22 protein-coding genes are annotated in these 22,735 nt (G+C 44.1%); 15 read left to right on the forward strand and 7 right to left on the reverse strand.

Annotated features, from left to right (window positions below; all coding sequences use genetic code 11):
* Positions 1 to 59 precede the first annotated feature (59 nt).
* Together murB and IPP74_11900 are read right to left on the reverse strand one after the other, a co-directional pair.
* Complete coding sequence (gene murB, locus IPP74_11895) at positions 60 to 947, reverse strand: UDP-N-acetylmuramate dehydrogenase (GenBank protein ID MBL0319969.1); 888 nt, start codon at positions 945 to 947, stop codon at positions 60 to 62.
* Between the two features lie 9 nt (positions 948 to 956).
* Positions 957 to 2,411 (reverse strand): UDP-N-acetylmuramate--L-alanine ligase, encoded by a 1,455-nt coding sequence (locus IPP74_11900; protein ID MBL0319970.1) that lies wholly within the window; start codon positions 2,409 to 2,411, stop codon positions 957 to 959.
* 202 nt (positions 2,412 to 2,613) lie between these two features.
* Between IPP74_11900 and IPP74_11905 the strand changes: the two genes are divergently transcribed.
* Entirely contained in the window at positions 2,614 to 3,117 is a 504-nt protein-coding gene (locus IPP74_11905; GenBank protein ID MBL0319971.1) for a hypothetical protein, read from the forward strand.
* Positions 3,118 to 3,440: 323 nt separating this feature from the next.
* Positions 3,441 to 4,379: a tetratricopeptide repeat protein gene (locus IPP74_11910; GenBank protein MBL0319972.1), complete on the forward strand. Its 939-nt coding sequence runs from the start codon at positions 3,441 to 3,443 to the stop codon at positions 4,377 to 4,379.
* Between the two features lie 22 nt (positions 4,380 to 4,401).
* Here the strand turns inward: IPP74_11910 and IPP74_11915 are convergent, their stop codons facing one another.
* The 4 genes from IPP74_11915 to bioB form a co-directional block, all read right to left on the reverse strand.
* Positions 4,402 to 5,562 carry a hypothetical protein gene (locus IPP74_11915; protein MBL0319973.1) on the reverse strand — a complete coding sequence of 387 codons (1,161 nt, stop codon included), beginning with the start codon at positions 5,560 to 5,562 and terminating at the stop codon, positions 4,402 to 4,404.
* A 425-nt stretch (positions 5,563 to 5,987) separates the two neighbouring features.
* Positions 5,988 to 6,230 carry a hypothetical protein gene (locus tag IPP74_11920; protein ID MBL0319974.1) on the reverse strand — a complete coding sequence of 81 codons (243 nt, stop codon included), beginning with the start codon at positions 6,228 to 6,230 and terminating at the stop codon, positions 5,988 to 5,990.
* A 70-nt stretch (positions 6,231 to 6,300) separates the two neighbouring features.
* Positions 6,301 to 7,578 carry an adenosylmethionine--8-amino-7-oxononanoate transaminase gene (locus IPP74_11925; protein MBL0319975.1) on the reverse strand — a complete coding sequence of 426 codons (1,278 nt, stop codon included), beginning with the start codon at positions 7,576 to 7,578 and terminating at the stop codon, positions 6,301 to 6,303.
* Positions 7,579 to 7,598: 20 nt separating this feature from the next.
* Entirely contained in the window at positions 7,599 to 8,597 is a 999-nt protein-coding gene (gene bioB, locus IPP74_11930; protein ID MBL0319976.1) for a biotin synthase BioB, read from the reverse strand.
* Between the two features lie 54 nt (positions 8,598 to 8,651).
* Here bioB and IPP74_11935 point away from each other — a divergent pair, with 54 nt between their 5' ends.
* The 6 genes from IPP74_11935 to fliQ all read left to right on the forward strand — a co-directional run bounded on the left by IPP74_11935 (position 8,652) and on the right by fliQ (position 11,901).
* Positions 8,652 to 9,758: an 8-amino-7-oxononanoate synthase gene (locus tag IPP74_11935; GenBank protein ID MBL0319977.1), complete on the forward strand. Its 1,107-nt coding sequence runs from the start codon at positions 8,652 to 8,654 to the stop codon at positions 9,756 to 9,758.
* Between the two features lie 199 nt (positions 9,759 to 9,957).
* A complete protein-coding gene (locus IPP74_11940) occupies positions 9,958 to 10,122 on the forward strand; it encodes a hypothetical protein (GenBank protein ID MBL0319978.1) in 165 nt (54 codons plus the stop codon).
* Between the two features lie 240 nt (positions 10,123 to 10,362).
* Positions 10,363 to 10,698: a flagellar basal body rod protein FlgB gene (gene flgB / locus IPP74_11945; GenBank protein ID MBL0319979.1), complete on the forward strand. Its 336-nt coding sequence runs from the start codon at positions 10,363 to 10,365 to the stop codon at positions 10,696 to 10,698.
* Positions 10,699 to 10,789: 91 nt separating this feature from the next.
* Positions 10,790 to 11,179: a flagellar basal body rod protein FlgC gene (gene flgC / locus IPP74_11950; GenBank protein ID MBL0319980.1), complete on the forward strand. Its 390-nt coding sequence runs from the start codon at positions 10,790 to 10,792 to the stop codon at positions 11,177 to 11,179.
* A gap of 103 nt (positions 11,180 to 11,282) precedes the next feature.
* A complete protein-coding gene (locus tag IPP74_11955) occupies positions 11,283 to 11,594 on the forward strand; it encodes a flagellar hook-basal body complex protein FliE (GenBank protein ID MBL0319981.1) in 312 nt (103 codons plus the stop codon).
* 10 nt (positions 11,595 to 11,604) lie between these two features.
* Positions 11,605 to 11,901 carry a flagellar biosynthesis protein FliQ gene (fliQ, locus tag IPP74_11960; protein MBL0319982.1) on the forward strand — a complete coding sequence of 99 codons (297 nt, stop codon included), beginning with the start codon at positions 11,605 to 11,607 and terminating at the stop codon, positions 11,899 to 11,901.
* Positions 11,902 to 11,939: 38 nt separating this feature from the next.
* Here the strand turns inward: fliQ and rlmN are convergent, their stop codons facing one another.
* Positions 11,940 to 13,061 carry a 23S rRNA (adenine(2503)-C(2))-methyltransferase RlmN gene (gene rlmN / locus IPP74_11965; protein ID MBL0319983.1) on the reverse strand — a complete coding sequence of 374 codons (1,122 nt, stop codon included), beginning with the start codon at positions 13,059 to 13,061 and terminating at the stop codon, positions 11,940 to 11,942.
* Positions 13,062 to 13,646: 585 nt separating this feature from the next.
* On the opposite strand from rlmN, the gene fliR reads away from it, so the two are divergent.
* From fliR to metE, 7 genes are all read left to right on the forward strand, one after another.
* Entirely contained in the window at positions 13,647 to 14,471 is an 825-nt protein-coding gene (gene fliR / locus IPP74_11970) for a flagellar type III secretion system protein FliR (GenBank protein MBL0319984.1), read from the forward strand.
* A gap of 9 nt (positions 14,472 to 14,480) precedes the next feature.
* Positions 14,481 to 15,551: a flagellar biosynthesis protein FlhB gene (gene flhB, locus IPP74_11975; protein ID MBL0319985.1), complete on the forward strand. Its 1,071-nt coding sequence runs from the start codon at positions 14,481 to 14,483 to the stop codon at positions 15,549 to 15,551.
* Between the two features lie 97 nt (positions 15,552 to 15,648).
* Positions 15,649 to 17,145 (forward strand): leucyl aminopeptidase, encoded by a 1,497-nt coding sequence (locus IPP74_11980; protein MBL0319986.1) that lies wholly within the window; start codon positions 15,649 to 15,651, stop codon positions 17,143 to 17,145.
* Between the two features lie 92 nt (positions 17,146 to 17,237).
* Positions 17,238 to 17,690, forward strand: coding sequence for a DNA polymerase III subunit chi (locus IPP74_11985; protein ID MBL0319987.1), 453 nt, complete (start codon positions 17,238 to 17,240; stop codon positions 17,688 to 17,690).
* A gap of 3 nt (positions 17,691 to 17,693) precedes the next feature.
* Positions 17,694 to 18,608 carry a methylenetetrahydrofolate reductase [NAD(P)H] gene (gene metF / locus IPP74_11990; protein MBL0319988.1) on the forward strand — a complete coding sequence of 305 codons (915 nt, stop codon included), beginning with the start codon at positions 17,694 to 17,696 and terminating at the stop codon, positions 18,606 to 18,608.
* Positions 18,609 to 18,781: 173 nt separating this feature from the next.
* Positions 18,782 to 20,104: a hypothetical protein gene (locus IPP74_11995; GenBank protein ID MBL0319989.1), complete on the forward strand. Its 1,323-nt coding sequence runs from the start codon at positions 18,782 to 18,784 to the stop codon at positions 20,102 to 20,104.
* Positions 20,105 to 20,236: 132 nt separating this feature from the next.
* Positions 20,237 to 22,540 (forward strand): 5-methyltetrahydropteroyltriglutamate--homocysteine S-methyltransferase, encoded by a 2,304-nt coding sequence (metE, locus tag IPP74_12000; GenBank protein ID MBL0319990.1) that lies wholly within the window; start codon positions 20,237 to 20,239, stop codon positions 22,538 to 22,540.
* The last annotated feature ends 195 nt before the right edge of the window (positions 22,541 to 22,735 follow it).

The raw sequence follows: 22,735 nt of genomic DNA on the forward strand, positions 1-22,735 counted from the left end.
TCTATACCTCTTTTTTCCTATGTTATAAACGTAGAAAGACTTCGTTAACGAAACCTTTACTAGCGTTCACCAATTCGTTTAATTTCCCACTCCAAGAGAATGCCTGAATGCTCATGCACCTTTTTTCGGATGGTTTCCGCTAATGTCTCAATATCGGCTGCTGAAGCATGTTGATCATTAATCATGAAATTACAGTGTTTTTCTGACATGTGCGCACCGCCGATTCGTAATCCTCTGCACCCAGCTTCATCAATGAGTTTCCAGGCACTTTTTTCTTGCGGGTTTTTAAAGGTGCTACCACCTGTTTTAGCGCGGACAGGTTGCGAAGCCTCGCGCTGTTGCATAATCCTATTCATGCGGTCTTTAATGCTGGCAGGTTCATCATCAATACATTGATAGGTGGCATTGGTAAAAATGTAGCCATCTGGTAAGTGATTACCACGGTACACATATCCAATATCATCAGGGGTTAGACGAACAAGGTTACCTAGTGGGTCAACAGCTTGAGCTTCCAGCAAGATAGATGCTGTGTCTTGATGATAGGCCCCAGCATTCATGGCCAATGCACCACCTACCGAACCAGGAATACCAACGTAAAATTCCAATCCTGATAAACCTTGTTCTGCTGCGTAACGGGCCACGTTGCCGGTAAGTGCCGCTGCACCTGCGGTGATACGATTTTCCTGATGGGATATCTGTGCAAACTCCCTGCCCATACGGATCACAATACCTTTTATCCCTCCATCTCTTACCAATAAATTGGAAGCAAGGCCGATAACAGTGATGGGTATCGAAGAAGGACATTCTTGGATGAAATGCTGGAGATCTGCAATATCTGCAGGGCGAAATAATACCTCTGCCGGGCCGCCAACTGCAAACCAGGTCACTTTGGACAAATCGTAATTATCACGGTAATTGCCGCGCACTTCAGGAAGATTTTCAATCATCAAATGGTGTTACACCATGTGATCGGAAGATGCAAGTTTTTTGGGTAGTTCGTAGGCCCATTTAGAGATGCTTCCTGCACCCATACATAAAACAATGTCACCAGGTTTAGTAACGTCTTTTATAAGATTGGGCAGTTGTTGTTCATTTTCGAGCATAACAACATGCGGATGGCCTGATTTTTGTATGCCTTCGACCAATGAGGTTTGTGTGATTCCTTCAATGGGTGTTTCTCCTGCGCTATAAATATCGGCAACAATGACCGTTTGTGCCTGAGGGAAACAGGTGCAGAAATCGTTAAATAAATCATGGACACGTGAGTAACGGTGGGGTTGGAAGACAGCGATGACATTGCCATTTGTTTGTTTGACAACATCAGAAGCCATATTCAGGGTTGTTGATATTTCTTTGGGATGATGGGCATAGTCATCAATTACGGTGACGCCGTTCCAATTACCCGTTTTGGTAAAGCGACGTTTCACGCCACTAAATGCCAATAAGCCCTTACGAATTCCTTCTTCTGGGATATGTAACCCCAGAGCTACTCCTAATGCTGCTAGGCAATTTTCGACATTATGCTCTCCTGGGACACCCAAACATAAATCCTTCCAATGGAAGGCCTCACCTGTAACACTGTCGTTGACCGTAATATCAAACGTGGTTTTGTCTGGGAATTTACGTAAATTGGAGGCTTTGATATCGGCATCTGCATAAATGCCGTAACTTATAAGCCTGCGTTCAATTCCCATATCCAAATAGGCGCTAGCTTGCGGATGGTCTTTGCAGATAACAGCAAATCCATAGAAAGGCAATTGGGTCAAAAACATTTTAAAGGCATCTAATTGCTTTTCAAACGTACCGTAATAATCAAGATGTTCAGGGTCAATATTGGTAATGATGGCTATTGAACGTGGCAGTTTAATAAAACTTCCATCTGATTCATCGGCTTCGGCAACGACATATTCACTATTGCCAATGCGTGCATTGCTTTTATAGGCATGAATGACGCCTCCATTAATAATGGTAGGATCAAGGCCTGCATGGTCAAGGATTGCACCCACCATGGCCGTGGTGGTTGTTTTTCCATGCGTTCCGCCCACGGCGATTGAAATTTTATCTCTCATCAGTTCGGCAAGAATATCCGAACGGTGAATGACCGGTATTCCCAATTCAATGGCCTTTTTAAGTTCTGGATTGGACGGCTTAATCGCGGTCGAGCGCACGATGACACTAATCTGAGACGTAATATTGACGGCTTCTTGGCCAATATTCACCCCAATACCCAGTGTTTTTAAATGGTCGGTTACGTAAGACTCGGCTGCATCGGACCCTGCCACACTAAAACCACGATGGTGGAGTACTTCGGCGATACTACTCATGCCAATGCCACCAATTCCAATAAAATAAATCTGTCCTAACGAAGGGGCTATATTCTTTGCAATAGGCAAAATTCGCTTATGTGTCATGTTAGGTGCTGCCTTAATATTCATGTGGGTTATAAGGTTAGAAGTAACTTTATTCCCTTCTGAATGCAAGGATTTTAATGCAATTTCACAAATAAATTATAAACCCTCACTTTCTTCTTGTTCCCTCTTGTCAATATTGATATGATATTTGCGGATGAGGTTAAAATGTTGGGATTAAGGGAAATGCAAGAGGGTGTTAAGGATGAATTTAGAAACCGAGATATCAGTATTGCAACGAAGAATAAAAAACTGTTGGGTTAGTGCTTTATGGGTGTGGTTTGTTTTCATTCTCGCGGCGTGTAATTCTTTTGCTCAGCAATCAGCTTATCAGCAACCATTGAGTTATCCTATTCAGAGTAATGCTCAGCAGCAACAAGTTCCACGGACACAGGCGGTTAGGCCATCTTCCACAGGGCAAGTGCATTATCAAAAAATAGCCCATCCTACCGAATATTCAACTAGTCAATATCCACGGGACAATGATTCTGATTATATTCCTTATCAGCCTGAAGATGGACGGGGATATGAAGGTTATCCTCAGGATAACGACTCTGATTACGTGCCTTATCAGCCTCAGGGAAAATCAGATCCTTACTATGGTTATGGACAAAAGGGTGATGAAGCAGGTCATGAAGAACCGACCAATCATCGTAATCAGGCGCCGGCTGACAATGATTTTGACTTTTACCCTATGTATTATAATTAAAACTAAATCGTTACGTTAGGGATGCCTTGACGATTTAGGCTTATGTTTACTTTTATGTGGTGTACTGGAATATATAACGAAAATCGGAGAGGGTCATGCATAGAATTAACATGTTGATTTGTATATCTGTATTGTTCGTGGTCGCTTCGTGTGCGAGTAAGCCGTCAACGCCTAAGCCAGCTCCAGCTGATACAAGTCAGGGACCATGGCAATCTCAGGAAGAGCCTACCAGTCACGATTTCGACTACTATCCTATTTATTACTAGTTTTTTGCGCTATGATATTATAGAATTCAATAAGTTAATTCTATCAAGGTATCTGGTATGGTTCGTTTTTCGACGTTGGGTTTGTGTGTCGTTTTGAGTTTGTCCTTACTTAGTCTATCAGGATGTGAAAGTCTTAAGCAAAAGCAGCAAACCTCTTCTGCTGAAGAGCTGAAATTCAAAGTCGACAAAAAACAAGGGCCTAATGTTAAAACGCTGGAACAAACCATGGAGGAAAATGCCAAGGCAGCTTTTGATGCCAGCGAGTATCGTAAAGCGGCAGAACTGTATGCTCAGTTGGTGATCGGTCGTGATACCAATACCAAATACCGATTAGCCTATGCAGATTCTTTGCGTTTACTAGGCGAAACACCAAAAGCACACCAACAATATCAAGATGTACTTTCTGCCGATGAAAATTCTATTGATGCCCTTGAAGGGAATGGCCTTACCTATATGGTTGAAGGTAAATTTCAGGATGCGGTAACGATCTTTAAAAAAGTGATGGAAAAAGATGCGTTGCGTTGGCGGACTATTAACGCCCTTGGTGTGTGTTTAACCATGACCAATCGCTATGATGAAGCGATTCCTTACTTTCAGACAGCACTTGAAGTAAGTCCGAATAATCCGGCTATTTTAAATAATAAAGCGTTGGCCTACGCCCTTAGCGATAAGAATGAGGAAGCTATCAAAACATTAGAGAATGCTTCACAATCGTTATCCGTTGCCGATCCTAAACGTAAAACCATCGATCTTAACCTAGCGCTTTTTTATAGCTTAGCTGGTAAGCTGGATGATGCTGAAAGAATTGCCCGCTTACACCTCAAGGATGCTGAACTGGCTAATAATATGGGGCTCTATGCTAGTTTGGCCCAAGATCCCAAATTGGCTAAATCTTATATCAATCAGGCATTAGCTCAAAGCCCTAGTTATTATCAAAAGGCGTGGGATAATTTACAAATTTTAGAGAGTAAGCATTCACTGGCTTCAGACGATTAGATCACGGTGATCGATTCTATTATCAGCGCTCGTGGCCAGCGCTTGGACCTACAGAAGGTGTGGATGAGGCAACCGTACTAAAGTTTCCTCCGTGAGAGTGTCCTTCTCCAATACCTGTGTAACCATAACCTTTTGTGGCACCGACTTCGTGGCTAAACATACCCGCAGATCCTGGGGTACCGTGTCCGCCAACGAAAGAATGATTGAATGCTTGGTTCCCCATTCCCTGAATTGAAAGGCCAACCATCATAGCGCCTTCTGGAGCACCTGTAGCGCCGCCGTCACCATTTCCTGCTGCACCAGATCCTTGTGGAGCTCCAGCGGCAGAACTATCTGCAGGTGCTCCTGTGGCACCGTTTGTTTTTGTGCCTGGAATCGCTTGGTCGTGCGGTGCAAAAGCTACACCTGCAGGGGCTTGATCATGTCCTGAAGAGCCAGCGCCAACGGGGCCATGACCTTGTCCATGGTCGGAAGATCCAGTTCCAACAGCCCCGGGGCCGCCACTTCCTGCTCCGGCATAACCAAAGCCTACTCCAGATCCTACCGTCGCATTATTCAAATGAGAGCCTGTACCAGGATTACCATGTCCACCAGCGTGAGCATAAGGATGTAACGGTGCACCTGAAGCACCTGAAGGCAAACCGCCTGGCATCTGCGATCCTTCAGGATTACCTGGTCCGCTGCCATCGCCATTTCCTGCGGCACCTGAATGCTGATTCTGGCCTTCTTGGCCGTGTCCCTGGCTTTGTTGATTTTGATGATCTTCACCAGTGGGTTGCTGCATGTCTTTTCCATGACCGCCAGCTTCTGAGTCGCCTCCGCTACCGGCACCTGTTGGGTCGGTGAGTTTTCCATCGGGATCTTGGAGAGAGTTAATGTCCTTTTCCTGCCACCCAAACGGATTTTTACCTAAAGGAGAACCTACTTTTAAGACCGATCCAAATATACCAGCAAAGAAAGGTAATCCCGTGACTTCTAAACCTGAAGTTTTCATCGAAGTACCAAAGTTGAAGGTCATAAAACGATCAACAGTACTGCCTTCAGCGGCATCCGTTGGGGCTGGAAATACACTTTTTAGTGAAAACAACCCGTCATTTCCTCCTTGGCCACCCGCTTGTTGCTGCGAGTGTTGAAGCATGGAGGTAATCATACCTGAATCGACGGGAGCTGGTGCACCAGACATAGGGAACATCCTTACTTGATTTTTTTTATTAAACTAGTAGTTATTATTATACCATAAAATACACTAAAATGGAAGAGTTTTAACAGGAGGTGCCGGCATTGGAGCTGGTATCGTATCCGCCGGCTCTGTGGCCTGTGAGTTGACATTGTTTTCGCTCGCCAATACTAGACATTCCCGTACCCAACGAGGAGGCTAATTGCCACATGATCTGCTTTATCGAGATGATAACAAGGGTGATTATCATGACGAATTGTACATATTTATTTTGTGAAAGTCAAGGGGCAATAGTGAGGACACGGCTGAAGGCAGTGTTTAGCGGCTGGGGCCACCCCCACCTTTGTGTCCGGCAATCGTGGCTTCTTTTGCGGCTCCCAACGATTGCGCACCGCGCGCCACTGCGTTGTTTTCTAGTTTAAAAGACTTGCTCAATCCTGTGTTTCAAGCGACAAAGACCCACCCTCACCAAAGGCGTTAGCATTTGTGATGCCTAAAACGCCTGCAGATTTGAGGGTTTTCTCAGCATTGCTCAAAATGGTTATCGATTTCGCATCGCTTAAACTATCCTGCATACCTACCGATGGACCATGCGCAGATTCCGCTGGTGGAGACTGTGACTGGCTTGATTCGCTACCGCTTCCACCTTTTTTTAAGAAGTCCATGATTCCCATATAGACACCATCCCTGTAATTGGTATAGTTACATTATACCATTAACAAAGTAAATTTTGTATAAACTACTTTAATTGAGAGGGGAGGAGGCCAATAAAAAGACAGAATGGGCAAGGGTTGAGAGCTCGTCTCTTGATATAGTCAGGGCTGGTGCGATATAAATAACGTCGTCAAAGGGGCGTAAAAATACTCCGTGTGTGACAGATTGTTGACGAAGTGCGAGTATATGGGAACGGTTTGAAGTGTGTAACTGTACTGCGCCTATAGCACCCATGACCCGAACTTCTTTGACATTTGGAAGATCCATGCAGGGCTTAAGAAGGTGCTGCAATTGGTGTTCTATGGCGTTAGCCTGGTCAAGGCGGGGTTCATTTTCGAAAAGGTCAAGGGAAGCGTTTGCAGCTGCGCAGGCAAGAGGATTGCCCATGTAAGTTGGGCCACTCATGAGGGCTTGATCTAAGCCTTCACCCAGGAAGCCTTCAAAAAGATATTCCTTGGCTAAACAGGCTGCAAGCGTCATCGTACCACCTGTCAGCGCTTTACCGATACACATCATATCAGGACTGATTCCTGCCTGGTTGCAGGCAAAAAAGGAACCAGTGCGACAAAAGCCGGTGAAAATTTCATCGGCAATAAAGGGGATGGTATATTGCTTACAGATACGATCTATTTCAGCTAGAATATCAGGAGCATGAAAGCGCATCCCACCTGCTCCTTGGACAAGTGGTTCAATAATCACCCCGGCTAGGGTTTTGTGAATGCTTTCTATAATGGCAGCAAACTCAGCAAGTGTATATTCATCTGAGGGGATATCTACGTAATATTGGCGCGGCATGTGATGATTGAGCGCGCGGTGCATGCCATGCTCGGGATCGGAAAGCGACATGCATCCCATGGTGTCGCCATGATAAGCATGTTTAAAGGCGATAAATTTATTGCGCTGTTTGTCCCCTCGATTGTGCCAATATTGGACCGCCATTTTCATGGCGGTTTCAACCGCTGTTGAACCAGAATCTGTAAAGAAAACGCGGTTAAGCCCTTCTGGGGCTAGTTTTACCAAGCGATCAGCAAGTGTGTAGGCTTGCTCATGGGCAAACGAGAACATAACGTGCGGCATTGTACGCACCTGTTCCATCATAGCCTCAACGATATGGGGGTGGTTATAACCGTGGCAGGCCGTCCACCATGAGGCAATTCCGTCAATTAACTCGGTTCCATCAGCCAAATAAATACGGCTGCCATCGGTTTTAACAACAGGTTGTGGTAAAGGCGCATCCTTCATCTGGGTATAAGGAAGCCAGATATGGGGAAACCCTTGTGCAAACCAGGATGGATAACTAGAGTTCATCGGAGATGACCCTCAAAAAATTAGCAATGACTCATCTTAGTTAACCCTAAACGCTTAAATAAATCGTTATCATTGTCAGCTTCGGGGTTGGCTGTTGTCAGTAATTTTTCGCCGTAGAAGATCGAATTGGCTCCGGCAAAGAAACACAAGGCCTGGGCTTCCGAGGCCATAGCTGTACGTCCCGCTGAAAGTCGTACAAACGAATAAGGCATGAGAATTCTGGCAATGGCAATGGTGCGGATAAAGTCAAATATGTCGACTTCACCTTGTTTTGAAAGTGGAGTTCCCTCTACTTTTACCAATAAATTGATGGGCACACTATGCGGATGTTCGGGCATGTTAGCCAGCGTAATCAGCATGTTGGCACGGTCATCCAGCCCTTCGCCCATACCTATAATACCTCCGCAACAGGTTTTCATACCGGATTGGCGGACATATTCTAATGTATCCAGGCGATCCTGATAGGTGCGGGTGCTGATGATTTCTTTATAGAATTCTTCGGACGTGTCGATGTTGTGATTATAGAAATCAAGGCCGGCCTCTTTTAATTGATGCGCTTGGTCTTGGCTCAACATTCCTAGCGTCATGCAGGTTTCCAGTCCTTGATCCTTGACGTGTTTGATCATTTCAACCACCTGGGGGAGGTCGCGGTCATGGAGGCGGCTCCAGGCGGCACCCATACAAAAGCGGGTGGCTCCGGCATTCTTAGCCTGCATAGCCATCTCTTTAACCCTGCCTGCATCCATCAGCGGCTCTTTTTCTAGCTGGGTTTTATAATGTGCGCTTTGCGGGCAATATTTACAGTCTTCCGGGCAAGCTCCGGTTTTAATACTCAACAGGGTTGAAGTTTGGATGGAATTAGGATCAAATGTCTGCCTATGGATCGAATGGGACTTGAAAAGCAAGTCATTGAATGGTAAAGCAAACAAGTCGAGTACTTCTGAGAGTTGCCAATCATGTTTGATAAGGGGGGAAGCATCAACAGCTGCTGTTGGTGTCTCGTGTGAAAATGGCTGCATAGGGCATCCTTTAGGATTTTGTCAGGTTCGTTGTTATAGCATGGAAGTCAGTTAATGTCATCTTTTGAAACCACATTTTCTAAGCGTCTTGAGGCTTTGCAGGATGCCAAGCAGTTGCGCACGCTTGTTTCTACAGATTATCTGGGGCACGGATTGATAGAGCGGCATCATAAAAAATTAATGTCGTTTGGTAGTAATGATTATGCGGGCCTTGCCGACCATCCTGAGGTCATTCAAGCGGCGCAAATGGCATTAGATACATATGGTGCGGGGAGTAGGGCTTCGCAGTTGGTCAGCGGTTATAGTGCTTTAATGGAAACGCTTGAAAAAGAACTGGCAGACTATGCCGCTTGCGAATCAGCCTGTCTATTTGGCAGTGGCTATCTAGCTAATATTGGGGTTATCCCCGCTTTGGTAGGAAAAGGTGATGTGATACTGGCAGATCGTCTGGTTCATGCGTGTATGATAGATGGCAGCAGGCTGTCTGGAGCAGCTTTTCATCGTTTTTATCATAATGACCATGAGCATTTAAGCACGCTGCTTGAAACGCATCGATCTCCTTATCGGCATTGCTTGATATTAGTTGAGCGCGTCTATAGCATGGATGGTGACGTGGCACCTCTGGATAACATATTGGAAATTGCAAAACACTATAATGCCTGGGTTTTGGTTGATGATGCCCATGGTATGGGAGTGTTACCGCCGCATCATGGCGACTATCTCCATTTGGGAACATTGTCTAAGGGATTAGGAAGTTATGGCGCATATGTTTGTGGGCCATTAAGTGTGATTGAATATCTTAAATCATCGGCACGGAGTTTGATGTTTTCAACATCGTTGCCGCCTGCATCGGTAGCAGCGGCGCTTACAGCCCTTAGGATTATTAAACAAGATCCCAAGAGAATGCAACATGGCCTTGACATGGCTAGGTATTTTACAGAGAAAATGCGAATGAAAATGGCACAGAGTGCGATTGTTCCGCTTATTATCGGTGATGAGGATAAAGCCATAGCATTATCCAAGCGATTGGAAGATGATGGATTGTATGTTCCAGCTATCAGGCCGCCTACTGTACCACCGCAATCATCGCGATTACGGTTCGCTTTTTCAATTTGGCATGATAAGGCTATTGTTGATAAGGTTATAGGGATTATTAAGTAAATATATTGGCTTATTTCTCCACAAAAAAGGAGGCCGGTTCTCAAACTACCGTGCGTGCTAGTGAGGGTAATCCACATATCTTGCCTCTTTCTCATGAAGCCATGCAACACAAAAATAATCCTCATGGTTTCAGTCCCAACGATCGAGCGTGGTCTATGAATTATCATGATGGGTATCAACACGGATATATACCAATACAATGCTTGATCTTACGAGAATGGATAAATCAGATGTTGAGTCCATGGTTAAAGCTGCTAAAACGGTTCAATGGAATGAAACGTATTCCAAACGGGGTAAAGAAGCAGGACACGAAAAAAGTAGTGTTGAGGCTGGTGGACATCGCCAAGCGGCTCGCAGTATGTAAATTTCAAGTGACTGAACTTGAAATTTGGAGTTGAATCTTTTTTCAAATCATTATCTAATCACTACTATAAGTTCCTTAACTTAATGGCATTTTTTGGGCTGGGGGTAGGGTTTTGGAAAAACGTGGAAATATGACATTTACAAGTCTCGGTTTGATGCTGGTCTTTTCTTTTCAGCATCTGTTGGTTATGCTCAAGAAGCACCTGGGATACTCCAGGATTTAGAAACGAATCTTGGGCGTTTGTCAGAGCGACAGGGGATCATTGCTAAAAATATTGCTAATGCCAATACGCCAGGTTATGTCGCTAGAGATATTGAAGCCCCTCGTTCAGGCCATGCTAGAAAGCACCGCTTGGGAATGGTGCGAACTAGCTCCATGCATATGAGCGGCAATATGCCCTCGTCATCGTCACGATTAATTGATGATACGACTGCGGAATTAAAACCCAATGGAAACCAGGTTGATTTAGTCCATGAAGTCGATAAGGCATCACAGACCAACCTTGATTATAATTTAACAACCAATCTCTATAAAAAAATGTCAGGAATGATGAAAAAAGCGGCAGGAGGGCAATAAGATGTTGCGTTACATTGGAAGGGGGTTACTTGGATTATCATTAGTTCTTACCGCTGCAGAAGCCTCAGGTGGGGATGATTTATTGAATGCGATGGCGACATCATCTTCTGGTTTGGAAACGCAGAGTAAACGGATGCGGGTAACTGCAGAAAATATTGCTAATGCCGAATCATTACCGGATGCACCTGGCAAAGATCCTTATCGACGTAAACTGATCTTCTTTAAGAATCAGCACGATCGAACCACAGGCAAAGATACGGTGCGGGTAAAGTCGATTAAAGATGATCCGTCCGAATTTCCTTTAAAATATGATCCTACCCATCCGGCAGCAGATGCCGATGGTTATGTTAAAACACCCAATCTTGATCCTACGATTGAGCAGATGGATGCGCGCGAAGCGCAGCGATCCTATGAAGCAAATTTAAATCTGATGGACATGACAAAAGGTATGGCGCAACGCACAATAGATGTGCTACGATAACACAAGGAATTATAATGTCGGTTAGGGAGTGAGCATGGCAGTGGGTATTTCAGGAGTTTCTCAATTTCAGCAAGGGCTTAATGCTTATCGTCAAGCGGCGAGCATGACGGTTGATAAATTGTCCGTGGAGCCACAAGTCAGAGCGACAGCTTCTGGAGCTTCTGCGGCCAATGGCAATGTAGCGGCTTCTGGTTTTGATGGCGTACTTGGATCAACGCTTGAACGAATGGTGACTTCAACACGCGATACCATCGGCAAATCTGAAGCACTCAGCGCCCAGGCCATTGCTGGAAAGGCATCGTTAAGTCAGGTTGTGTCGGCTGTCAATGAAGCGGAGCTTGCGTTGCAAACGGTCATGTCGATTCGTGATCGCGTGATTTCAGCTTACCAGGACATTATGAAAATGCCGATTTAGGGTTGTAGATATGGATGATACAGCTGTACTGGATATTAGCCGTGAAGCGATATTTTTGTTAATTAAAACATCAGCTCCATTGCTCCTGGTAGCACTGGTTGTGGGGTTAGCTATTTCATTGGTGCAGGCATTGACGCAAATCCAGGAAATGACCTTATCGTTTGTTCCCAAAATTGTGTCTATCTTTTTGGCATCCTTGGTGGTTGTGCCTTTTATTTTTCATGAGCTTGAATTATTTACCAATCACATTAGCGATATTATTATTGGTCAGGCAAATAGTGACCAGAATGATGATGTGAATGAATGAATTTTTAAAAGAACATGAGGATATCTGAAGTCGTGGTCTTAAGCGGATAGAGGTTCAGTAATCTGCACCAGTTGTGATTCTCTTTCACGCACCACGGATTTGCGTTCTTTGATGCTCTCTGATTTCAACTGACCACACGCTGCTAAAATATCACGTCCACGAGGACGGCGAATGGGGGCTTGAATTCCAGCTTCATAAACAATTTCTGAAAAACGTTCTATACGATTCCATTCGGAACATTCGTAAATCGTGCCGGGCCACGGATTAAATGGAATTAGATTGACCTTAGCAGAAATGCCTTTGAGTATCCGTACTAACTCACGAGCATCTGCATCACTATCATTTACATCTTTAAGCATCACATACTCAAATGTAATGCAATTCATCGCATTGGCGTTGGGATAATGGCGGCAGGCTTCCAGTAATTCCTTCAGCGGGTATTTCTTATTGATGGGCACTAATTCATCACGCAGATCATCGCGCACAGCATGGAGCGAAATGGCTAAGCGCACATTGACGTCTGCACCTAACTGGTTAATCATCGGCACAATGCCGGAAGTAGAGACGGTCACTCGGCGGCGTGAAAATGCAAGGCCGGATTGATCGAGCATAATAAGGATAGCATTGCGAACATTGTCATAATTATACATGGGTTCACCCATTCCCATAAAGACAATATTGGATAGATGATGGGGGGCGGCCGTGGATGGCCAGTCGCCGATGGTATCGCGCGCCAGCATCACTTGAGAAATAATTTCTGAAGCAGTTAAATTCCGCACCATAGGCTGGGTGCCCGTATGGCAAAACGAACAGTTTAAGGTACAGCCAACTTGTGAGGAGACACAAAGGGTGCCCCGATCATCTTCGGGGATAAACACGGTTTCGGCTTCATTGGCATCGCTGAATTTAAGGAGCCATTTTTGTGTGCCGTCATTGGATAGTTGGTGTTTGCTGGTGCCGGGACGTTCTAGCGTATAATGTTCGTTAAGACGCTCTTTAAGGGCTTTGTTGATATTGTGCATGGCATCAAAGGATGTGACGCCACGGCTGTAGATCCAATGCCATAATTGCTTTGCTCGAAAAGCTGATTCGCCCATGGCAAGCACTGCCTGGGTGAGTTCTTCCTGGGTAAGGCCAATAAGTGAGGTACGCTGATCCATGGGGTTTCCTTATAAGACAGTGGATTATACCTTATAAGGGACAAGGATGCAATAAAGCTTTGTACGGCAAATCGTGGGCTTTGTTTAGTCAAAGAACCTAAGTGCAGTAAGGGCCGCAACGGCTGTGGCAAGCATAAGGCCTAGTTTGACAGTAAGTTTAAGTTCAAGTTTGTCTATTTTTGCGTTAAGGGATGTATCAACATGTCCAATTTTAGATTCCAATTCCAGCATAGCCAATTTAAGATCAATCTTGGTAACTTAATTTGATAATTGTGAATCAGCAGAATATTTGATTTCTTCTGCGATGGCTTCGGAAGTGGCTTGATTAAGACCACTCTGCATCAAGCGTTTAGAAGATTTAAGAGGGTCAAAAATAACGATCATATTTTTTCATTCATAGAGAATTGTCTCATGATGTCATGTCCTTGTGCAAATACTATTAACAAAATTCTGTGTTATCAATAGTCTTTCTGTGCAATCTATATTGCAACATACAAATGTTGTCAATGCGTTGCGTTAGGTAGAGCGGTTGTTTTTGTTCTTTTAAACAGATATTTCCACATGCGTGTTTTTGGTTTCGATGATATGGTAATGCAATTCGAAGCTAAAGGGATCATTGTGGAGCATCTATTAAAAGACTTAACCATCGAATGGGTGTTAGGGGTCTTTCTGGTTTTTTGCCGGATTGGTTCGGCGATGGTGATGATGCCAGGCATTGGTGAAGCGTTTGTACCTATGCGCATACGTTTATGTTTTGCCCTGATGTTTTCGCTGGTGATGTTGCCTTTATTATCGGCAGTATTACCTCATGCGGTTCCACCAAGTGCTATGCAATTGGCAATGTGGGTGATGGCGGAAGTGTTGATTGGACTGGCACTGGGTGCGGTTGCACGTCTTATTTTAAGTACACTTCATATGGCAGGTATGATCATTGCCTATCAAACTGGGCTTGCATCAGCCATGTTATTTGATCCCAATAGTGGAAATCAGGGATCGGTCATCGGAAATTTATTTACGATGGTGGGAGTGGTGTTGATATTTGAAACGAATGCCCATCATTTATTTTTGAGGGGGCTTGCCCATAGTTATGATATATTCCGTTTTGGCACGTGGCTGCCAATTACCGATATGAGTCAGGCCGTTACTCAATTAATGTCACATTCGTTTATGGTTGCCATGCAGCTTTCGGCGCCATTTATCGTTGTTGGCATTGTTTTTTTTCTGGGTTGTGGGGTACTGGCAAGGCTAATGCCAAATATGAATATCTTCTTTGTGATTGTGCCACTGCAGGTATTGCTTGGATTATTCATTTTGCTGGCAATGTTTACGGCAGGAATGAGTTGGTATATTGATTCTTACCAGGATTCGTTGCATGATTTTCTAAGTGGAACCATGACGGTTCAGGATTAGGGATGTAGGATGTCAGAAGATCAAGACAATTCAGATAAAACCGAGGAACCGACTCAGAGGCGCCTGGAAGAGGCGCGTAAGAAAGGTCAGATTGCCGTTTCTCGGGAATTAGGTAGTTTTTTGATGATGCTCACGTTAAGCGGCAGTGTGCTGTTTTTATCGCCATGGCTTATGCACAAAACCAGCCTTAGTTTAGTGGCGTTTATTGATCATCCTAATGCGATTGAACTTTCCGGAGATGGTGTCAAAAAAGTGTTGGTAGCCGTACTGGGAATATTTACCGCCATTTTAGCAACGCCTATCCTATTAGCTGTTTTGGTTGCGATAGGGTCGTCGGTTGTCCAAAATGGATTTTTAATTTCGTATGATGCATTAGCGCCAAAACTAGAGCGTATATCTCTGGTTAAAGGATTGGGCCGTTTATTTTCGATGCGTTCATTGGTTGAATTAATAAAAGGTATTTTTAAAATTGTGTTGGTGGGTGCGGTAGCCTATATTTCGGTGCGGCCATTGTTGCATACGATTCCCATCATGCATACGTTAAGTATCGAGGGCATGTTAGCCCTTTTAAAAATGATGACCAAACGCATGTTGATCGGTATTTGCCTGGTGCTGGGATTTATAGCCATTGTTGATTTTTTGTATCAGCGTTTTGAATTTATGAAAAGCATGCGCATGTCGCGACAGGATATTAAAGACGAACTTAAGCAATCGGAAGGGGATCCGGAAATTAAATCGCGCCTACGTGCCTTGCGTAGTGAGCGATCACGTAAACGCATGATGTCAGCTGTTCCCAAGGCTGATGTGATCATCACCAATCCAACTCATTATGCCATCGCCTTGCAATATGATCGTTCAACCATGAAGGCGCCACGTGTTGTTGCTAAAGGGGTTGATATCATCGCCGCAAAAATTCGTGAAATTGCCAAAGAGCACGATGTTCCCATTATGCGCAATCCTCCTTTGGCGCGAGCCTTGTATGATACAGTCAAACTGGATGAAGAAATTCCAGAAAAACATTACCATGCTGTGGCTGAAGTGATTAGTTATGTCTATCAATTAAAAGGTGTTGCCGCCTAATGTCTGCATAATTATGATTGCACTCCGATTTTGAAGTGTTTAGACTGGAATGACCAACCTATATTTTTGGTGATATTGAACATTCTAAGAGGGACTTATGCACATACAATACACAGGGTTATCCACACCTAAAAAAGATACCGTGGTTATTTTAGTTTCGGACGCATGCAAGCTGAGCACAAAAGGGAAAGAACTAGATAAGCAAGTCAACGGTGCGATCACAAAAGCACTCAAAACAGCGCAGTTTAAAGGTAAACTAGGGCATACGTTATCTGTTTACACACCTGGTGATATGGGGATCGACCGTATCGTGGTGCTCGGCGTTGGCAAACCCAAAACGATTACGGAGATTGAGGCACAGAATGTGGGTGGAAAACTTTATGCCATGTTAAACAGTGTCCATGTTAAGCACGCAACCGTGATAATCGACGAATCATTTGGTGCCAAATTAAGTGATGCCGATATTGCGGCAGATATTGGTTATGGCGTATTGTTACGTAGTTACCGGTTTGACAAATACCAAACCAAAGATTTAAAAGACAAAGCTCCGTCTTTAGCAAAATTGGCTATTCAACTTAAGTCACAGCAAAAAGCAACAGAAGCGTATGCCGAAAAAGCTAAAGTGGCTGAAGGTATCTTTTTAGCGCGTGATGTCGTAACCGAGCCGCCAAATATACTTTATCCAGAAAGCTATGCAGAACGCTGTGTTGAAGAGCTTTCTGGCCTTGGAATAAAAGTAACTGTGTTGACCCCAAAGGAAATGAAAAAACTCAATATGGGTGCATTGCTGGGAGTGGGTCAAGGAAGTGTACGTGAATCGCGGATGGTTATCATGGAATATCATGGTGCTGCTAAAAGCAAAAAACCTATCGCGTTTGTTGGTAAGGGCGTTACCTTTGATACGGGAGGTATTTCGATTAAACCGGCTAATGGCATGGAAGATATGAAATATGATATGGGTGGTTCTGCTGCGGTTGTTGGCCTCATGAAAGCCCTTGCTGGCCGTAAAGCCAAAGTCAACGCCATTGGCGTGATTGGCTTGGTTGAAAATATGCCAGATGGCAATGCGCAGCGTCCAAGCGATGTGGTCAATACCATGTCGGGTCAAACCGTTGAAGTATTGAATACCGATGCAGAAGGCCGTTTGGTCCTGGCCGATGCCTTATGGTATACCCAGGAAAAATTTAAGCCGCAATTTATGATTAACCTGGCAACCTTAACGGGTGCGATTGTGGTCGCGCTGGGTGAAGAATATGCGGGTTTATTTTCAAACAACGATAAGTTATCAAAACAATTGACCGAAGTAGGGGAAGTCACCGGTGAAAAACTCTGGCGCTTTCCGCTCCATGCCAATTACGACAAAATGATCAACTCCGATATCGCTGATATCAAAAATATCTCCGATGGCCGTGGCGCAGGTAGCATTACGGCGGCTCAATTTTTGCAGCGTTTTGTTAATGATGTGCCGTGGGCGCATTTAGATATTGCTGGTACGGCGTGGACTAAAAAGCCACAGGACACAACCCCTAAAGGGGCGGTGGGCTTTGGTGTTCGCTTGCTCAATCGTTTGGTAAAAGAGCATTACGAAGAATAAATTGCATTCTTTTTGAAAGCTGATTAAGATGCAAAACCCCGGCCCTTATTAGGAGGGACGGGGTTTTTGCTTTTTAAACAGGTGGTCTTTTCGTGGCGCATGAGGTCAATTTTTATCATTTAACCGTTTTACCGGTAGAGCGCGCATTGCCCAAGCTCGTTGAAAAAATCTATGCTGGAGGCAAAAAGGCGGTCATTCGTGTATCGTCTGTTCAACGCGCGGAAGAATTGGATCAGTTATTATGGACTTATTCACCTAATGACTTCCTGCCCCATGGTTTGGCACATGATACTCAAGCGGCAGAACATCCGATTGTGATTACGGAAAAAGATGAAAATCCTAATCAATCGGATATATTGCTGATGGTAGGTGATGCCTGGTCTGAGCGTTGGCAGGATTTTGAGCGTTGCTTATTGATGTTTGATGGCCACCGCCAGGATGAATTAGCATTTGCCCGCAGGCAATGGCAGACCATTAAAGAGCAAGGAGTCACGCTTACATATTGGAAGCAGACAGAACAAGGTAGTTGGCAAAAGGCAGCGTAAAGCATGAATCACGATCATAAACTGATATTAGAAGAATTAAAATATACGGCACGTTATGCGGCGCCAACGGTTTCGTTTGAATTTTTTCCTCCCAAAAACGAAGAAATGGAACATAAATTGTGGGATGCTATTGCGGAATTAGCGCCCCTAAATCCTCATTTTGTTTCTGTTACCTATGGTGCTGGGGGATCAACCCGCGAGCGGACCCATGCCACTATTAAAGGTATTTTAGAAACCACCCGCTTAAAACCAGCAGCGCACTTAACGTGTGTGGCCGCTACCCGTGAAGAGGTAGACGAAGTAGCGAAGACCTATTGGGATATGGGCGTAAAACATATTGTGGCATTACGCGGTGATGCACCGGATGGAGCCAATAAATATGTGCCTCATCCTCACGGTTACGCGTATGCCGATGAGTTGGTTCGCGGCTTGCGGGATATTGGTGATTTTGAAATTAGTGTGGCTGCTTATCCGGAAGTGCATCCTGAAGCCATCAGTGCCAAGTCAGATTTGGATTATCTTAAGCAAAAAATTGATGCAGGGGCTACCCGTGCCATCACTCAATATTGTTTTGATACAGAGCAAATGTTGCGTTTTATTGACAAAGCCCGCAAAGTTGGCATAACGGCTCCTCTTGTTCCCGGAATTGTGCCGGTAGGACATTTTGATCAATTGGTACGTTTTAGCAAACGCTGCGGAGCGACCATGCCTGATTGGTTATTTACCCTCTTTGAACATATTCCCCATGATAGCCAGACTGCCCGTACGTTAGCTATTATGGTAGCGGTAGAGCAATGCCGAATCCTCCAGGCCGAAGGAATAGACACTTTCCATTTTTATACCTTAAACAGGGCCGACTTAATCGTCAGTATCTGCGAGGTACTTGGAATTAGGCAGACAATTTCTAGTGTGAAATGAATATAGTATTCCTGTTATAAATTTATATAATGTATTGAATAATTATATTTATTTATGCTAGAATGCTTGACGCAAGGATTTTTTTTGGATTTTTGATGGAGAAATTCTATCAAAGAGCATCTGTCTTCTTATCTTTTCTAAAGTTTCCTTGTTTTTTAAAAGGAAATGAATCAATGCCTAGGGAAATGTCAGGGTCGGAATTAGAAATTGAATCTGAAAATTTAGAAAATGAAAATGCTGTAGAATATTATTTACCGAGAGTGCTTGAGGACTTAAGGGTATATTGTGCGACTCTAGGAAAAGAGCTTCCAGAAGCGATAAAGATTCTAGGAAAAGAGCTTCCAGAAACGATAGAAAATATTACAGTTAACTATCTGGAAATCCTGTCTTACTTGGGAATGTTAGAATTATTGTCAGATGAGAGCAAACTCGCTCGATTTATTAAATCATTAGAACGTAGTATTACATCGCATACCATTGATTCTATTCTTCATTTGGATATCGCGCTCAATAATTATATTAATCTTGATTTGAGCAATTTGCAGAAATCTGTTGTTGGTATGGACGATGTTTTGCCAAATCCAGGGGGATTCCTTAGTCAGCCTCAAATTATGAGTATGCAACCCATATTTACTACCTTCTGTTTTGATTATCAAATGATGCGTATTAGGGATGAGACAAAGATTGATAATGCAGAGGCTACGCAACGTTATAGTTGGGCACTGGAAACCTTGGTCAAAAAATGCAAAAAATATATCTTTACTGTACCTCAGCCTAACAAAAATCTATTGACTGCATGCGCTCTCTACGCCACCGACATTGCCAGCAATATGAGTTTGACGACTGAGGAAGATATAAGATGCTTTGCCAAGAAAGTGGTTTCCAAAAAGGAAATTAAAACTATTCAACAATGCATGGATAATCAACCCATTGAAAATCATCGGCAGTTGTTGATTACCATCAATTTTTTTAAGGAAAGAGCATCTGCGTTGGCTAACGTACCTAAGGAAAAGGTTTCCTTCGTAGATCGCATGGGTGAATGGTTAAATGAGCTAGATTCTTCAGGAACGACATCACGCAGCATACGTCCAGTTTATGTAACCAAGAAACCGCAAGCTGAAAAAAATGCGCCAGTTAAATCAGATTCAATGGAGAGTATCAAAGCGACGTTAACATCTACTCCCTCTAAAGTAAGCTATGCGTTTGCCGGATCGGGTGCGGGTATTTTAGTTTTGTGTTTAACGGTGCCTGTCCTTGCTCCATTCCTTGTGGTTGGAATTCTTGTCATGTTGAGTGGAGGAGCTGTTTTTGGAGGTGGGGTGCTTAAATCGTCTCTGGGTGCAGATAAAGAATCTAAGTACCCTTCTTTACCCTCTGCAAATACCCAAGGAACCGATGTGAATCTGCAATTTTCTTCGCCTCATACATCGCGTATTCAAGGACGAGGGGCAGAGTCGTATATCAATAACAGGAGCGGTGGCGTGCTTTCGCTCTAGGAGGGGCATTTTTATGCTTAACAACGGATTGTTTGTTTGACATCGCAGCCTTTTCCCTCTGGATTTTCATCGCAAAATAAAGTAGAATAGGCGCCCATTTAATTTATTGCATATTTTTGAAGGAGCGTATCCATGGTAAAAGCCCGTAATTTAGGTTACCCGCGCGTAGGTGCCCATCGTGAATTAAAAAGAGCTGTAGAGGCTTATTGGAAGGGTGAATCTTCGGTTGATGCGCTGCAAGCAACGGCTAAGGAAATCCGTAAAACCAACTGGCAAACTCAGCAGAATGCTGGCATTGACATTATTCCATCCAACGATTTTTCATTCTATGACCATGTGTTGGACACCATCGCCTTAGTGGGTGCAGTGCCTGCACGCTATCAGTTTAAAGGTGGCAATGTTGGTTTAGATACGTATTTTGCAATGGCTCGTGGTGCACAAACACAAGGTGCCGATGTGACAGCCATGGAAATGACCAAATGGTTTGATACCAACTATCACTATATCGTTCCTGAATATAGTTCTTCGACTGCCTTTGCTGTTTCATCGACTAAAATTGTCGATGAATATAACGAAGCCAAAGCACTGGGTATTCAAACCGTACCTACGCTTGTTGGCCCTGTTACCTTGTTGCTATTAGGTAAAACCCATGAAGCCGGTTTCAAACCGATCAATCTGTTGGCTAAATTGGTTCCTGTGTATGTACAAGTGCTTGAGCAACTCAAACAAGCTGGTGCTGAATGGGTGCAATTGGATGAGCCTTATTTAGTGATGGATGGTGACGATGCAACCCGTAAAGCCTTCACGGATGCCTATAAGCAGATTGCTGCTGTGGCTGGTTTGAAAGTGCTGGTTGCTACTTATTTTGATAATCTGGGTGATAATTTAGCAACGGCTGTATCGCTGCCAGTTGCTGGTTTACATATTGATTGCGTTCGTGCTCCTGAGCAACTGGATCATGTGCTTGCTGCATTCCCTGCCGATAAAATTTTGTCTGTGGGTGTGGTTGATGGCCGTAACATTTGGAAAAATAATTTTGACCGTTCATTGGCTCTCATCAACAAAGCGATTGCTAAACTAGGTAAAGAGCGCGTCTTTGTGGCTCCTTCGTGCTCATTGTTGCATACCCCAGTTGATTTGGATAATGAAACCAAACTCGATGCTGAACTCAAACAATGGTTAGCGTTTGCTAAACAAAAATTGTCTGAAGTGGCAATATTGGCTAAAGCGGCTAACCAAGGTGAGGATGCTGTTGCAGCTGAATTGGATGCTAATCGAAAAGCCCATGCGGCGCGAAGTGCATCACCCCGCATCCATAAGCAAGACGTTAAACAACGTTTGGCGGCGGTTACTGACAACATGAAAAAACGTATGAGCTCGTATGGTGATCGTCGTGAAAAGCAACAACAGACTATTACACTGCCATTGTTTCCAACAACAACCATTGGTTCATTCCCGCAAACCGCTGATGTCCGCAAAGCGCGCGCTGATTTTAAAGCGGGTCGTATCAGTGCTGCTGATTATGAGGCGTTCCTTGAAAAAGAAACCATCAGCTGCATCCGTTATCAGGAAGAAGCCGACATTGATGTCCTCGTTCACGGCGAATTTGAACGTAACGACATGGTGGAATATTTTGGTGAACAATTAGGCGGCTTTACCTTTACTGAAAATGGTTGGGTGCAAAGCTATGGTTCACGTTGCGTAAAACCTCCGGTTATTTTCGGAGATGTTTACCGCGAAAACCCAATGACAATACGTTGGATCAATTTTGCACAAGCGCAAACCAAACGCATTATGAAAGGAATGTTAACCGGTCCGGTAACGATTCTTCAGTGGTCGTTTGTACGTGATGATCAACCTCGTTCTGAAACCTGCTACCAAATCGGTTTGGCCATTCGTGATGAAGTGGTTGACCTTGAGAAAGCCGGTATCAAAATCATTCAGATTGATGAAGCCGCTTTGCGCGAAGGTTTGCCGTTGCGTCGCAGCAACTGGAAAACCTATCTGGATTGGGCAGTCGATAGTTTCCGTTTAACGGCTTCTGGCGTTAAAGACGAAACACAGATCCATACCCATATGTGCTATTCTGAGTTTAATGACATCATTGAAGCAGTAGCTAATATGGATGCAGATGTGATCTCAATTGAGACCTCGCGTTCACAAATGGAATTGCTCGATGCTTTCGTTAACTTTAAATATCCAAATGAAATTGGACCTGGCGTGTATGATATTCACTCGCCACGTGTTCCTACTCAAGAGGAAATGGAACAATTATTGAGAAAAGCGCTGGAAGTATTAACACCAGCACAATTGTGGGTTAACCCAGATTGCGGACTCAAAACCCGCGGCTGGAAAGAAGTGAAACCTGCACTTGAAGGTATGGTGCATGCGGCTAAAAAATTACGTCAGGAACTGGCGAATAAGGCTGCTGCTTAGTTGTTTATTAGTCTAATTGTGTCTGCCCTCCTTTGTTGAGGAGGGCAGGTTTTTTTTACAGAAAAAATGGATAATGGCCCTTTTTAGCGGCATTCGCCTGCGGCACATATTGCTTAAAAAAGGTGAGAACGACGGAGTTTTGAGCGACTAGCGCACTTATCCATTAGTGCTACGCACAACGAAAATGAAAATGCT

It is taken from the genome of Alphaproteobacteria bacterium (assembly GCA_016722515.1).
Lineage (GTDB): Bacteria > Pseudomonadota > Alphaproteobacteria > Rickettsiales > JADKJE01 > JADKJE01.